The 12,711-nt window shown below is 63.7% G+C and carries 12 protein-coding genes and 1 riboswitch; of the genes, 4 read left to right on the top strand and 8 right to left on the bottom strand.

Features of this window, described 5'->3' with window-relative positions; all coding sequences use genetic code 11:
* Positions 1-274: 274 nt before the first annotated feature.
* The 3 genes from FQ664_RS04420 to FQ664_RS04410 all read right to left on the bottom strand — a co-directional run bounded on the left by FQ664_RS04420 (position 275) and on the right by FQ664_RS04410 (position 5,563).
* The gene (locus FQ664_RS04420; RefSeq protein ID WP_144170563.1) at positions 275-1,639 is read right to left on the bottom strand and encodes a DUF1329 domain-containing protein; all 1,365 of its coding nucleotides are present in this window, start codon (positions 1,637-1,639) and stop codon (positions 275-277) included.
* 25 nt (positions 1,640-1,664) lie between these two features.
* Entirely contained in the window at positions 1,665-3,548 is a 1,884-nt protein-coding gene (locus FQ664_RS04415; RefSeq protein WP_144170562.1) for a DUF1302 domain-containing protein, read from the bottom strand.
* 332 nt (positions 3,549-3,880) lie between these two features.
* Complete coding sequence (locus FQ664_RS04410; protein ID WP_144170561.1) at positions 3,881-5,563, bottom strand: fatty acid--CoA ligase; 1,683 nt, start codon at positions 5,561-5,563, stop codon at positions 3,881-3,883.
* A gap of 306 nt (positions 5,564-5,869) precedes the next feature.
* Here FQ664_RS04410 and FQ664_RS04400 point away from each other — a divergent pair, with 306 nt between their 5' ends.
* From FQ664_RS04400 to FQ664_RS04390, 3 genes are all read left to right on the top strand, one after another.
* Positions 5,870-6,835, top strand: a complete 966-nt coding sequence (locus FQ664_RS04400; RefSeq protein WP_144170559.1) for a 2-hydroxyacid dehydrogenase — start codon at positions 5,870-5,872, stop codon at positions 6,833-6,835.
* A gap of 54 nt (positions 6,836-6,889) precedes the next feature.
* On the top strand, positions 6,890-7,888 hold the full coding sequence (locus FQ664_RS04395; protein WP_144170558.1) for a class I SAM-dependent methyltransferase: 999 nt from the start codon (positions 6,890-6,892) through the stop codon (positions 7,886-7,888).
* Positions 7,889-7,927: 39 nt separating this feature from the next.
* Positions 7,928-8,067, top strand: a riboswitch (yybP-ykoY riboswitch).
* Between the two features lie 87 nt (positions 8,068-8,154).
* Positions 8,155-8,739 (top strand): TMEM165/GDT1 family protein, encoded by a 585-nt coding sequence (locus tag FQ664_RS04390; protein ID WP_003247342.1) that lies wholly within the window; start codon positions 8,155-8,157, stop codon positions 8,737-8,739.
* 35 nt (positions 8,740-8,774) lie between these two features.
* On the opposite strand, the gene FQ664_RS04385 is transcribed toward FQ664_RS04390, so the two are convergent.
* The 4 genes from FQ664_RS04385 to FQ664_RS04370 all read right to left on the bottom strand — a co-directional run bounded on the left by FQ664_RS04385 (position 8,775) and on the right by FQ664_RS04370 (position 10,870).
* Positions 8,775-9,590 carry a M48 family metallopeptidase gene (locus FQ664_RS04385; RefSeq protein WP_144170557.1) on the bottom strand — a complete coding sequence of 272 codons (816 nt, stop codon included), beginning with the start codon at positions 9,588-9,590 and terminating at the stop codon, positions 8,775-8,777.
* Positions 9,591-9,788: 198 nt separating this feature from the next.
* The gene (locus tag FQ664_RS04380) at positions 9,789-10,409 is read right to left on the bottom strand and encodes an SOS response-associated peptidase (protein ID WP_144170556.1); all 621 of its coding nucleotides are present in this window, start codon (positions 10,407-10,409) and stop codon (positions 9,789-9,791) included.
* Between the two features lie 15 nt (positions 10,410-10,424).
* Positions 10,425-10,685, bottom strand: coding sequence for a putative signal transducing protein (locus tag FQ664_RS04375; RefSeq protein WP_085623735.1), 261 nt, complete (start codon positions 10,683-10,685; stop codon positions 10,425-10,427).
* On the bottom strand, positions 10,685-10,870 hold the full coding sequence (locus tag FQ664_RS04370; RefSeq protein ID WP_063911241.1) for a CPXCG motif-containing cysteine-rich protein: 186 nt from the start codon (positions 10,868-10,870) through the stop codon (positions 10,685-10,687). Before FQ664_RS04370 ends, FQ664_RS04375 begins: the two co-directional genes overlap by 1 nt.
* 125 nt (positions 10,871-10,995) lie before the next feature.
* Between FQ664_RS04370 and FQ664_RS04365 the strand changes: the two genes are divergently transcribed.
* Positions 10,996-12,162, top strand: a complete 1,167-nt coding sequence (locus tag FQ664_RS04365) for a 1-acyl-sn-glycerol-3-phosphate acyltransferase (protein ID WP_144170555.1) — start codon at positions 10,996-10,998, stop codon at positions 12,160-12,162.
* Between the two features lie 131 nt (positions 12,163-12,293).
* Here FQ664_RS04365 and FQ664_RS04360 read toward each other — a convergent pair whose 3' ends face one another.
* A complete protein-coding gene (locus tag FQ664_RS04360; protein ID WP_144170554.1) occupies positions 12,294-12,554 on the bottom strand; it encodes a hypothetical protein in 261 nt (86 codons plus the stop codon).
* Between the last annotated feature and the right edge of the window lie 157 nt (positions 12,555-12,711).

Below are 12,711 nucleotides of genomic sequence, written 5' to 3'. Positions count from 1 at the left end.
TGCGCATTTGAAGATGATGGGAGCAATTGCCCAGGAAAAGACTGCGACAAAAAGCAACATGGCTGATGGACAGCGGCTGGGGCGGGGGTTTGCTGAGGTATTCACCAGCTTTATTGCCGTACCGGCCTCTTCGCGGGTGAACCCGCTCCCACAGGTACTGCACTGGACTTGAAACCTGTGCAATCCCTGTGGGAGCGGGTTCACCCGCGAAGAGGCCGGTACAGGAAAATGAAACGCCCCGGACAAGCCGGGGCGCTCCGGGGTTGCGCGATATTTAGCGAATACCCGACTGACGCAGTGCCGCTGGCTGGAAGTCCGCCTTGCTGGCGCTGAAGCCGAAGTCGTAGGCGCGCTTCTCTTCGTTCTTCATGCCCAGGGCCAGGTAACGGCCCGACTGCAGGTCGTAGATAGTCTCCAGGGTATACCACGGCACCTCCACGTTGTAGTACGGCTGGGCATGCGCCTCGGACACGCGCCACAGCTGGCCACGGCCGTCGTACTGGTCGATCACCGCAGCCTGCCAGGTATCTTCGTCGATGTAGAAGTCACGCTTGGCGTAGATGTGCCGCTGGCCCGGCTTCAGGGTCGCGACCACGTGCCAGACGCGGCGCAGCTCGTAACGGGCCAGGTCCTGGTTGATGTGTCCGGCCTTGATGATGTCGGTGTACTTGAGCTTGGGGTCGTCGAGCTTGAAGGCGTTGGAGGCGATGTACAGCTCCTTCTTGCCTTCCAGCTTCCAGTCATAGCGGTCTGGCGCACCGTTGAACATGTCCAGGTTGTCCGAGGTGCGCAAACCGTCGGCGGCGGTACCCGGGCCGTCGTACGACACTTGCGGTGCCTGGCGCACGCGGCGCTGGCCGGCGTTGTAGATCCACGCCTTGCGCGGCTCCTTCACCTGGTCGAGGGTTTCGTGCACCAGCAGCACGGTACCGGCCAGGCGCGCAGGCGCGGTCACTTCCTGCTTGAAGTAGAACAGGATGTTGCCCGGGTTGTTCGGGTCGTAATCCTTCATCCTTTCGCGGAAGACGAACTGGTCAGAGAAGTACACGGGGTTGAACGAGCCGTTCTGCTGCGGCGTGGCCTGGGTCACCAAGCGGCTGACGCTGCCGCCGCGGTAGCGGGTGATATGGTTCCAGACCACCTCCAGGCCGCTTTGCGGGATCGGGAACGGCACGGCAGTGCTGAAATTGTTCAAGCCGTTGCCGCCCTCCACCAGCGTGGTCTTGGTGGCGTTTGCCTTGATGGCGGCGAACACGTCGGCCGGCACCGTGGAACCGCGATGGGTCTTGAATACCGGGATCTTGAAGGTGTCCGGGTAGCGCTTGAGCATGGCCAGCTGGCCCGGCGAGAGTTTGTCCTTGTACTGGTCGGCGTTCTGCGCCGTGATGGTGAACAGCGGTTTTTCACTGCCGTACGGGTCGGACAGGAAGCCCTTGCCGTCAGCGCTGCCCGCGCTCTTCGACAGCGGCTCCCACGGGCCGATCGAGCCATCGGCGTTGCCGGCCTTTTCCGCGCCCATCGGGGTCAGGGTACTGCCCAGCTTGGCCGCCTCGTCGGCGGATACCGCAGCCATGACGCTGGTCGCCAGCAGGGACAGGCCCAGCACACCGGCTTGCAGCAGACTTCTGGTCTTGTTCATGTCGTGTCGTCCTGGATCTGTATGCTTAGAAGTTCACGCCGAAGCTGAGCGCGACAAAGTCGCGGTCGTCCACGGTGGTGTACTTGCCATCGAAGAAGTTGGTGTACGACAGGCTTGCCGTGTAGGTGTTCTGGTACTCGGCATCCAGGCCCAGGCTGACAGCCTTGCGGCCTTCCTCGAAGTTGGCGCCAGGGCCAGGCGAGTAGCCAGAGACGTCATGCGACCAGGCCACGCTGGGTTTCAGGTTGACCCCGGCGAACACGTCGTTGTAGTCCCAGATGGCACGGGCGCGGTAGCCCCACGAGGTGCTAGTGGTGAAGCCGTCGTTTTCGCAGTTGCGGGTCAGGTTGGCGGTCGACGAACCAAGCCCCGAGCCTATGATGGTGCTGCCGTTGAGAATGGCGCAGGTACCGTTCTGCAGCGGACCAGGGCCGTAGACCGGATCACGCCCGTAACGCGCCTTGCTGGTGCTTTCCAGCCCGCCCACATGGGTGACACCGACTTCACCGACCACGGTGAGGCGGCTGGCCCCCATGACCTGATCGAAGAAGTGGGTGAAGGTGGTCTGGAATTGGGTAATTTCTTTGCGTCGGTAGCCATGCAGGTCCTGCCCGGGCGTGCCGGCCAGCACCGAGGCATTATTGAAAGGTGCTCGATCGATCGGCGTTACCCCTGCAAACAGAATGTCCGTAGTGTTGAGCTGCACCGGAGCGTTGGGGCGGTAGCTGAGCTCGCCGCTCCAGGCGGTGCCGGTGGGCAAGGTGGTGGAGAAGCTAAGGCCATACAGGCGAATGTCTTCCGGATACTCGACGAAGTACTCGGAGTTGCCCGCGATGATCAACGGCGCCAGCGCACGCACCGCAGGTGACGCGAGTGGGTTGTTCACCAGGTTGAACAGTCCCTGCGGCGCCCCGGTAGCACTGAAGATCGGTGCCCGGCTGTGGTAGTTCATGAAATAGGCGCCGAACTCGGTATCCAGCGGCTCGAACATGTAACGGAACGCCACCCCGAACTGGCCGCTGTCACGGGCATCACGGTCGGCACCTCGGCGTACCTTGACGCCCTCACTGTTGACGTCCACGCCAAAAGCCGACAGGCCGGCAAGCGCCTGGGGCGACAGTGCCCGGCTGCTGTTGAGCACGCGCAGGTTATCGGTACAGCCATCGGCAATAATGTCCGGCTGGGAGAAGAAGGTACCGCAGTTGTCGACAACCGTCTGGTCCCACTCGATCTGGTAGAAGGCCTCGGCCGACAGGTTGTCGGTCAGGCTCTGCGACACGTAGAACATGTTGACCGGAATCAGGCCTTCCTTGATCTCGGCCCCGGGGCGGCGGAATGCCGACACGTCGATCGGGTTGATCGAGTTGATGCCGCCACCGATGAAGGTACTTTCACCCCAGCTCACCACCTGCTTGCCCAGGCGCACCGAGCCCGGCTGATCGCCGATGGAGTAGTTGTGGTAGACAAAGGCGTCGAGCAACTCGGCACCGGACGATTTGGCGCCTTCCTTGCGGTTGGAGTCGCTGATGTCCTTGAACTCGCGGCCTTCGTCCTTCAGTTCGAAGTCATACCAGTACTTGCCACGCACGAACACGCCGGTGTCGCCGTACTTGAGCTCCAGGTCATGGATGCCCTTGAAGATCTTGGAGAAGGTTTCGCCCTTCTTGAAGTTCAGGTGGCCATCGTCGGAGGTCTGCGACAGGCCCTTGCCGCCGTTATTCACCCCGATCAGGTTCTTGTTGGGGTTGGCCGTCGACCAGCTGGCACCGACGGAGAGCGACGAGTCGAACTGGCCTTCGATTTCACCAATGTTGAAACTGACAGCGAAAGCAGGACTTGCGAGCGTGGAAGCAAGGCTGACGGCCAGGGGCAACTTGGCCCGGCGCCAGAACAGGTTTGCAGATTTCATCGACGCTACTCCATGTACTTTTTTTGTTATGGCAGTGAGTCCTTTCAAGAACGGCCCGAGCGAGCGGTTTGCAGGCTTGCGCCTGCGGCGACACGGCTTGCGCATGTCGCCTTCCCCCATTCCTGAAAATCCCCTGGCCCCGACTATAGCCAGCAAGGCACAGGCGCTTGATCCCTCTAAAGTGTGATTTGCGCTCCGTGCTGCCAACTCGCTGCAATGTGGTACCGGTAGCGCGCTGGCAGTGCTAAAGGATGGCGTATTTTTGCCATTTGGCAAGACGCCACCGCTCTAGCATGCGGGTCGCGTGCTGCGGTACGCGACCCGCATGGCGGTTACAGTGTGGAAAGGAACGTGCTGTTGCTGGCCTGCCACTGGACGATGTCCTGGCGGATGCGTTTCTTGTCGAGCTTGCCGACACTGGTCTTGGGAATTTCAGTAACAACGGCGATCTGGCTTGGAATTGCCCACTTGTTGATGTGCCCTTGCTCGACGAACGGCTTGAGGTGTTCCTTCAGCGCCTTGGCGTCGATGACCTGGCCTTCGCGCACCACCAGCAGGGCAAACGGGCGCTCGCCCCACTGCGGGTCGGCCACCCCCACCACCGCCACTTCGCGCACGGCCGGGTGGCGGCTGATCAGGTCTTCAAGATCGAGCGAGGAAACCCACTCGCCACCGGTCTTGATCACATCCTTGATGCGGTCGCGGATGTCGATGTAGCCCATGCCGTCGAGCGTGGCGACATCACCGGTGTGCAGCCAGCCCCCCTGCCACAGCTCCTCGCTCTTCTCCGGCTCCTTGAAGTAGCCCATGCTCAGCCACGGCGCACGCAGCACCAGCTCGCCCTGGGTTTCACCATCGGCGGGCAGGAAGTTGCCGTCGCCGTCGACAATCGCCGCCTCGACCAGCGGCACCGGTACGCCGGCCTTGATGCGATAGGTGACGCGCTCATCCTCGCTACCGGCCTGCAGTTCGTCGTTCAGGTGGGCGGCGGAAATCAGCGGGCAGGTCTCGGACATGCCATACGCGGCGGTCAGCTGGATGCCACGTGCCAGGGCGGCCTGATAGAGCGAGCGGTTGAGCGCGCTGCCGCCGATGATGATCTTCCAGCCGCCGAAGTCCTGCCCCAGGGCGGTCGGGCAGTTGAGCAGCATCTGCAGGATGGTCGGCACGCAATGGGAGAAGGTGACCTTCTCTTCGCGCCACAGCTTGACCAGCATGTCCGGCTCGTAGCGCCCCGGGTACACCTGCTTCATGCCGAGCATGGTGGCGGCATAGGGAATGCCCCAGGCATGCACGTGGAACATCGGGGTGATGGGCATGTAAACGTCGTTGCTGCCCAGCAGGCGCACGCTGTCGATGCTGCCGGTCACCGAGGCTTCGGCCAGGGTATGCAGCACCAGTTGCCGGTGGGTGAAGTACACCCCCTTGGGGTTGCCGGTGGTGCCGGTGGTGTAGAAGGTGGTGGCCACCGAGTTCTCGTCGAAGTCCGGGAAGTCGTAGCGCGGGCTGGCAGCGGCCAGCAGTTGCTCGTACTCGCCGACCAGGCCGGGCAGCTCGGCTGTCTTGTCCGGGCCGTCGGTCAGCAGCAGGGTCTTGTCGACGGTGGTCAGTTGCCCGGCGATGGCCTGGTACAGGCCGACGAAGTCACTGTTGACCAGCACCACGCGGTCTTCGGCGTGGTTCATGGTGTAGAGAATCTGCTCGGGCGACAGGCGCACATTGATGGTGTGCACCACCGCGCCGATCATCGGGATGGCAAACATGCATTCCAGGTAGCGGTGGCTGTCCCAGTCCATCACTGCCACGGTGTCACCGGCCTTTACCCCGGCTTCGGTCAGCACGTTGGCGAGGCGCGCGATGCGCTCGTTGAGCTGGGGGTAGGTCAGCCGCAACTGGTCGCGGTAGACGATTTCGCGGGTCTTTTCATAGCGGCTGCCGGACATCAGCAGGCGCTTGATCAGCAGGGGGTAGGCGTAGGCGCCCTCGGCGGGCTTGATGATGCGGGTCTGCAACATGGGTATCCCTTTTCTGAAAAGCGGGCCGGACAAGTCTGGGAACTACTGTAGTTCGCCAATGTGACGGCTAAATCAGCCGAAGGAATGATTTGCGTGGCGAAGGTATGAGTGGCGGGCGTTGACGGGCAGTAACCGCGGGCTAGACACTGCGCCGAGCAGCTTCAAGATTTGTACTGCAGCAAAGGGCCCTTTCGCGGGTAAACCCAGGTTCACCACAACCTGCAGGAGTGGTGCAGTACCTGTAGGAGCTGGTTTACCCGCGAAAGGCCACAACACCAATACCCCTGCCCTGCACCGGAGAGCCCCATGCCCAGCCCGCGTCGCGCCGTATTTCTCGATCACCAGTCCCTGGACCTGGGCGATCTCGACCTCTCGCCCCTGCAGCAGCAGTTCGACGAGTTCGAGCTGTTCGCCGCCACCCGTCCGGAGCAAGTCGCCGAACGCCTGCAGGGCGCGGTGGCGGTGATCAGCAACAAGGTCATGCTCGACGCCGCGACCCTGGCCGCCAACCCGCAACTGAAGCTGATCCTGGTGGCCGCCACCGGCACCAACAATGTCGACCTGGCGACAGCACGTGCCCAGGGCATTACCGTGTGCAACTGCCAGGGCTATGGCACGCCGTCCGTCGCCCAGCACACCCTGGCCCTGCTGCTGGCCCTGGCCACCCGCCTGTGCGACTACAACCAGGCAGTAGCCGACGGCCAGTGGGCCAAGGCCAGCCAGTTCTGCCTGCTGGACTTCCCCATCGTCGAGCTGGAGGGCAAGACCCTCGGTCTGCTCGGCCATGGTGAACTGGGCGGCGCGGTGGCGCGGCTGGCCGAAGCCTTCGGCATGCGCGTGCTCAGCGGGCAGATCCCCGGCCGCCCGGAACGCCCCGACCGGCTGCCACTGGACGAGCTGCTGCCGCAAGTCGATGCCCTGACCCTGCACTGCCCGCTGAACGAGCACACCCGACACATGCTCGGGGCCCGCCAGCTGGCTCTGCTCAAGCCCAACGCGCTGGTGGTCAACACCGCCCGTGGCGGCCTGATCGACGAACAGGCGCTGGCCGCCGCCCTGCGCAGTGGCCACCTGGGCGGCGCCGCCACCGACGTGCTGAGCGTGGAGCCGCCGGTCAATGGCAACCCGCTGCTCGAACCCGGCATCCCGCGCCTGATCATCACCCCGCACAGCGCCTGGGGGGCGGTGGAGTCGCGCCAGCGTATCGTCGGCCAGCTCAGCGAGAACGCCCAGGCCTTCTTCGCCGGGCAGCCACGCCGCGTGGTCAGCTGAGCCCGGCGCCCAGCTCTGCTACACTGCGCCACTTTTTTCCAGGAGGCGTCGTCCATGGACCCGCGCAGTGAAGTGTTGCTCCGCCAGGCAGAGCTGTTCCAGGGGCCGCTGCTGCTCGCCGGCGCCCCCGCCGACGGCCTGCTCGCTCAGTTGCCCCAGGCCCAGGCCTGGACCTGGCACGCGGGCGATCAGGCCATGCTCGAAAGCCGCTTCGCCGGCCGCAGCCACTATGCAGTGGCGCCCCCTGAAGTGGCGTTCGACAACGCCGTGCTGTTCCTGCCCAAGTCCCGCGAACTGGCCGCCTACCTGCTCAACGCCCTGGCCGCGCGCCTGGCCGGCCGTGAGCTGTACCTGGTCGGCGAGAAACGCGGTGGCATCGAAGGCGCGGCCAAGCAGCTGCAGGCCTTTGGCAAGCCGCGCAAGCTCGACAGCGCCCGCCATTGCCAGCTGTGGCAGGTGACCATCGAGCACGCGCCAGCAGCCAAACCCCTGGAAAGCCTGGCCGAACGCTTCGAGCTCTGCCTGGAAGACGGCCCGCTGCAGGTGGTCAGCCTGCCCGGTGTGTTCAGCCATGGTCGCCTCGATCGCGGTACCGCCCTGCTGCTCAAGCACCTCGATGGCCTGCCGAGCGGCCATGTACTGGACTTCGGCTGCGGTGCCGGGGTGCTGGGTGCCACGGTCAAGCGCCGTTATCCACAAAGCCGGGTCACCCTGCTGGACGTGGATGCTTTCGCCGTGGCCGCCAGCCGCCTGACCTTGGCCGCCAATGGTCTGGAAGGCGAAGTGATCAGCGGCGATGGCATCGATGCGGCGCCGACCGAGCTGAGCCTGATCCTGAGCAACCCGCCGTTCCATACCGGGGTGCACACCAACTACCAGGCGTCAGAAAACTTGCTGAAAAAATCGGCCGTTCATCTGCGAAAAGGTGGCGAAATGCGCCTGGTTGCCAACAGTTTCCTGCGCTACCAGCCGCTGATCGAAGGGGCGCTGGGCAACTGCCAGGTACGCGACGAGGCGGACGGCTTCCGCATCTATCGGGCAACACGCGGATAAAAACAGCGCTTGCCGAAAGCGTTTCGCCTAGGCAGAATCCGCACCGTCCTAGGGGAGTAGTCTCCCGCGAGCGCCCAGCTCGCCCGGTACGCGTCAACATACTTGGTCAACAGACCATGGCGCGTGCGACCCACCATGCAGCCTGCATGGCGAGATCCGCATAGACGGATCCAGGGTTTGACAAGACCTATGACACGCACACCTTACCCGGGGCGGGGAGGCTGTACGTGTCATAGCCGTGTCGACCCGCCCCCGTAGGAATCCTGATGCTGGAATCTCTGTTGGTCCCCACCGCCATCGTTGCCCTCGCCGAAATCGGCGACAAGACGCAATTGCTCGCGCTCATTCTCGCTGCCCGCTTCCGCAAGCCCTGGCCGATCATCGCCGGTATCATCGCCGCCACCCTGGCCAACCATGCCGCGGCCGGTGCCGTGGGCGCGTGGGTCGGCAGCTTCTTCAGTGACTCGGCACTGCACTGGATTCTGGCTGCGAGCTTCACCGCCACTGCACTGTGGACGCTGGTCCCGGACAAGATGGATGACGACGAGAACCCGGCACGCCGCTTCGGGCCGTTCCTGACCACGCTGATCGCGTTCTTCCTGGCTGAAATCGGTGACAAGACCCAGGTCGCCACGGTGATGCTGGCAGCACAGTATCCGCACCTGATCATGGTCATTATCGGCACCACCCTGGGCATGCTGATTGCCAACGTGCCGGTGGTACTGGCGGGCAACTTCGCGGCGGACAAACTGCCGTTGACGCTGATCCGTCGCCTGGCGGCCACGGCGTTCTTCGTGCTGGCGATCGTGGCCGTGTACTCGGCGATGAAGGCCAGTGGCTGGATCGGGTAACTGCTGAAAGGGCCGCGCTGCGGCCCCTTCAGGTCTTACTTCTTGGCCGCCTGATACAGCGGCATCACCTTCGGAATCGCCGCCTGCAGCGAAGCAATGCGGCTCTGGGACGCCGGGTGAGTGCTCATGAACTCAGGCGGTGCGCCTTCGGACGCCTGGCTCATCTTGTTCCACAAGGTGATCGCGGCATTCGGGTCGTAACCGGCACGCGCCGAGAGCTCCAGGCCGATCAGGTCGGCCTCGTTCTCGTTGGCCCGGCTGTTGGGCAGGGTCATGGCATAGTTCACCACGGTATCGGCCATGGCCATGCTACCCTGGCCAAGGCCAAAGAGGGCACCGGCACCCTGGCGGGCCATTTCCACGCCATACGCCTTGGACATCGCCTCGCGGCTGTGCTCACGCAGGGCGTGGGCGATCTCGTGGCCCACCACCGCAGCAATTTCCGCATCGGTGAGCTTGAGCTGATCGATCAGCCCGGTGTAGACGATGATCTTGCCGCCCGGGCCGCAGTTGGCGTTGAGCTCGTCGCTCTTGATCACGTTGACTTCCCAGTTCCATTGCGCGGCATCCGGGCGGAACTTGGGCGTCTGGGCGATCAGGCGGTTGGCAATGACCTGGACACGCTTGGCATCAGCGCTGGACTTGTCCAGCACGCCTTTGTTCGATGCCTCACCCAGAGTCTGCTGGTACGACTGGGCGTACATCTGGTTGACCTCAGCGGTCGAGAGCATGCTGAACATGTACTGCTGGCGCTCGACGCCGACAGCACCGCCGCTGGTGGTATTCACCGCCTGGCAGCCGGCTAGCAGGATGCCAGCACTCAACAGGCTGACGACAAAAGACTTACGCATGAAAACACTCCCTATCCACATGCGCCGTATCCTAGGCCGAGTCGCTTGGGGCCGCCATAGCCGCAGGGAAGATTTTCGTCGCCTGCACCGGCCTCTTCGCGGGTAAACCCGCTCCCACCTCGACTGCATCGACTTCAAGCCTTGTGCAGTACCTGTGGGAGCTGGCTTGCCGGCGATGGGGCCGGCACAGGCAAAACATCAAACCGGGGTCAGGCACTCCGGCGCATCCAGCTTCGGGTCATTGACGAAGTTGGCCAGGGCCCGCTCGCGCAACGTCGCCGGCGGGCTGGCCAGCAATTCATGCAGGCGGGTCAGCGGTGTGTCCGGGTCAAGCCAGGCCGCCTGCCCCGCATCGTCCAGTATCAGCGGCCGACGCTGGTTCATCGCCGCCTGGGTCACCACCGCGCAGCTCAGCCACACCTGGTCCTGCACCGGGTAAGCCTCCCACACGGCGGCGAAGTTCAGCGACGCACCCTGCCCCGGGGTCAGCCAGTACGGGCGCTTGCGCACGCTGCCACGCCATTCGTAAAAGCCGTTGGCCGGCATCAGGCAGCGGCGCTGGCGAAACGCGTCGCGAAACATTGGCTGCTCGGCCAGGGTTTCGGCACGGGCATGGGCGGGGGTACGGGAAAGGTCGGTGAGCCAGGCCGGGGTCAGCCCCCAGCGCGCCATGGCCAGCTGCAGCTGGCCGTCGAGCTGGCGCTGGATCAGCACCGAGGCGCCCGGCGAGATATTCCATTGGGCCGGCTGGCCGACGGGAAAGCCCGGCAGACTGGCAAGGGCCTGGGGCCAGCGAAACAGGGCGTAACGTCCACACATGGGCGAATTCAGAACCTAGCAGATCAAGGTACCGGGGAAACTCTCCGGTTCGTCGCCAACCAGTGGCTGGGCGTCATTGTACGCATCGATCAGCTGCCGTGCGTACTCGGCCTGCTCATCAGCCACGGCAAGCCCCAGCAGGCCCTGCAGCGGTAGCTCGCCGGCAGCACCGACCAGGTCACGGCCGACCAGGTGCGCCTCGATCCCCTCGCTGGCGAGCATGCCCGCCAGCATTTCCGCCTCGAGCAGGCTTTCCGGTTCGTAGATGCGTTGCATCAGGTATCGTCCTCGCGGCGGACTTCGAGCATCCATTCGTCACCATGCACCTGCAGAATGAACACCACAGGCTGACAGCACACCTGGCAGTCCTCGGTGTAGACCTGGTCACCACCTGACAGGTCAACAGTGGTTTCCACACGTTCGCCACAATAAGGGCAATCATAGAAGTCGGTTTCCAGCATCGCGGTCTCCGCAGTGACTTATGCGTATAATTGCCGGTCTGTTTACAGGGCCTGTGTGTGTCCGAGCCGTTTTTCGGAGCCCGTCCCTACCTTATTACCCTAGCCGTTTCCAACAAGAGAGCATGATGGGCGAATTCGATGCCATCCGACCGTACGACGACGCTGAGGTCCCTGCCGTTCTGGCACGCCTGCTCAGCGACCCGGCATTCCTCGATATCCTCACCCACTTCCGCTTCCCGCGTGCGGCCGGTGCTCTCGGCTGGTTGCTCAAACCGCTGATCGCCCGCCGCCTGCGCAAGGAATTCGCCGGCGTCACTTGTGTCTCGACCTTGCAGGACAAAGTCGAGTACTACGTCGACCAGACCATCGACCGCGCCACCGACGGTGTCACCTATTCGGGCGTGGAGCAGCTCAAGGCCGGCACCGCCTACCTGTTCCTGGCCAACCACCGTGACATCGTCATGGACCCGGCCTTCGTCAACTATGCGGTGTACCACGCCGGCCTGCCCACGCCGCGCATCGCCATTGGCGACAACCTGCTGCAAAAACCGTTTGTCAGCGACATGATGCGCCTGAACAAGAGCTTCATCGTGCACCGCTCGATCAGTGGGCGCCGCGAGAAGCTGGCGGCCTACCAGCTGCTCTCGGCCTACATCAACCATTCGATCCGCAACGACGCCACGTCGATCTGGATCGCCCAGGCCGAAGGCCGGGCCAAGGACGGTGACGACCGCACCGACTCGGCGATCCTCAAGATGTTCCACATGAGCCGCAAGGACGAGCCGTTCGGCGCAGTGATCCAGAGCCTGAACCTGACACCGGTGTCGATCAGCTACGAATATGACCCGTGCGACCAGGCCAAGGCCCGCGAGCTGTACATCCGCGCCACCACCGGCACCTACAAGAAGGCGCCGGGCGAGGACGACAACAGCATCGCCAAGGGCATTACCGGCTACAAGGGCCGGGTGCACATCAACTTCGCCCCGCCGGTGAGCGAGTACCACGAGGACACCAAGCAGCTGGCGGTGGAAATCGACCGGCAGATCCTCGGTGGCTACCGGCTGTTCCCGGTGCACTACCTGGCCTATGCGATGTGGGATGGCAAGGATGAGGCGCTGCAGGTGCCGAGCGCCGATAAGGTGTTCCCGGCTGATGAGCTGGCCCGGGCCAGGGAGGAATGGCAACGCCGCCTGGAGGCCTGCCCTGAGGAGCAGCGGCCGTATCTGGTGCTGCAGTATGCGACGCCGGTGCGTAACCAGTATCAGGTCAGGCAGCAAGCGCCGGTTGCCTGAGCGAATGCCGGGGCTGCTTTGCAGCCCATCGCCGGCAAGCCAGCTCCCACAGAGACCGCACTTCCCTCAGGCTCGTGCAATCCTGTGGGAGCTGGCTTGCCGGCGATGGACCGCAAAGCGGCCGCAGGCGCTCAAACCCAGGTACTGAACCAGGACAACAGCAACGCCATCGCCAGGCACGAAAAACCGAGAATGTAGAAATAGCGCGGCACCCGCAGGTCGAATGCGTCCACTACCCCCTCCTCTACTGCCATGTATTCGCGGGTCTCGGCCGCGCGCCGCCGTGCACTGTGCAGCAGCAACCCGCCCGGGCAGGTCAGCAGCAGCGCCAGCAGATTGATCAGCTTGGTCGGGTGGGCGGCCAGGAACCCCCAGAGCACTTGCAAGGACATCACGCAACCTAGGTATGAGCGACGGCAAAGCCCGGCATTTTACCCAAGTCGTTCCCTGATGCCCGGCCCAGGCGACAAAGTGTCATCAAATTTCATCTGGCACAGACAACAAAAAACCCGCTGCCTGGAACACAGGCAACGGGTTCTGTTTTACCGC

Source organism: Pseudomonas persica (genome assembly GCF_900291015.1).
Lineage (GTDB): Bacteria > Pseudomonadota > Gammaproteobacteria > Pseudomonadales > Pseudomonadaceae > Aquipseudomonas.
This window is presented reverse-complemented; position numbering and strand designations above follow the sequence as displayed.

Bases quoted from the DNA above. Each gene is read 5' to 3' on its own strand.
- FQ664_RS04420 (WP_144170563.1), bottom strand. From the start codon at position 1,639: ATGAACAAGACCAGAAGTCTGCTGCAAGCCGGTGTGCTGGGCCTGTCC.
- FQ664_RS04415 (WP_144170562.1), bottom strand. From the start codon at position 3,548: ATGAAATCTGCAAACCTGTTCTGGCGCCGGGCCAAGTTGCCCCTGGCC.
- FQ664_RS04410 (WP_144170561.1), bottom strand. From the start codon at position 5,563: ATGTTGCAGACCCGCATCATCAAGCCCGCCGAGGGCGCCTACGCCTAC.
- FQ664_RS04400 (WP_144170559.1), top strand. From the start codon at position 5,870: ATGCCCAGCCCGCGTCGCGCCGTATTTCTCGATCACCAGTCCCTGGAC.
- FQ664_RS04395 (WP_144170558.1), top strand. From the start codon at position 6,890: ATGGACCCGCGCAGTGAAGTGTTGCTCCGCCAGGCAGAGCTGTTCCAG.
- FQ664_RS04390 (WP_003247342.1), top strand. From the start codon at position 8,155: ATGCTGGAATCTCTGTTGGTCCCCACCGCCATCGTTGCCCTCGCCGAA.
- FQ664_RS04385 (WP_144170557.1), bottom strand. From the start codon at position 9,590: ATGCGTAAGTCTTTTGTCGTCAGCCTGTTGAGTGCTGGCATCCTGCTA.
- FQ664_RS04380 (WP_144170556.1), bottom strand. From the start codon at position 10,409: ATGTGTGGACGTTACGCCCTGTTTCGCTGGCCCCAGGCCCTTGCCAGT.
- FQ664_RS04375 (WP_085623735.1), bottom strand. From the start codon at position 10,685: ATGCAACGCATCTACGAACCGGAAAGCCTGCTCGAGGCGGAAATGCTG.
- FQ664_RS04370 (WP_063911241.1), bottom strand. From the start codon at position 10,870: ATGCTGGAAACCGACTTCTATGATTGCCCTTATTGTGGCGAACGTGTG.
- FQ664_RS04365 (WP_144170555.1), top strand. From the start codon at position 10,996: ATGGGCGAATTCGATGCCATCCGACCGTACGACGACGCTGAGGTCCCT.
- FQ664_RS04360 (WP_144170554.1), bottom strand. From the start codon at position 12,554: ATGTCCTTGCAAGTGCTCTGGGGGTTCCTGGCCGCCCACCCGACCAAG.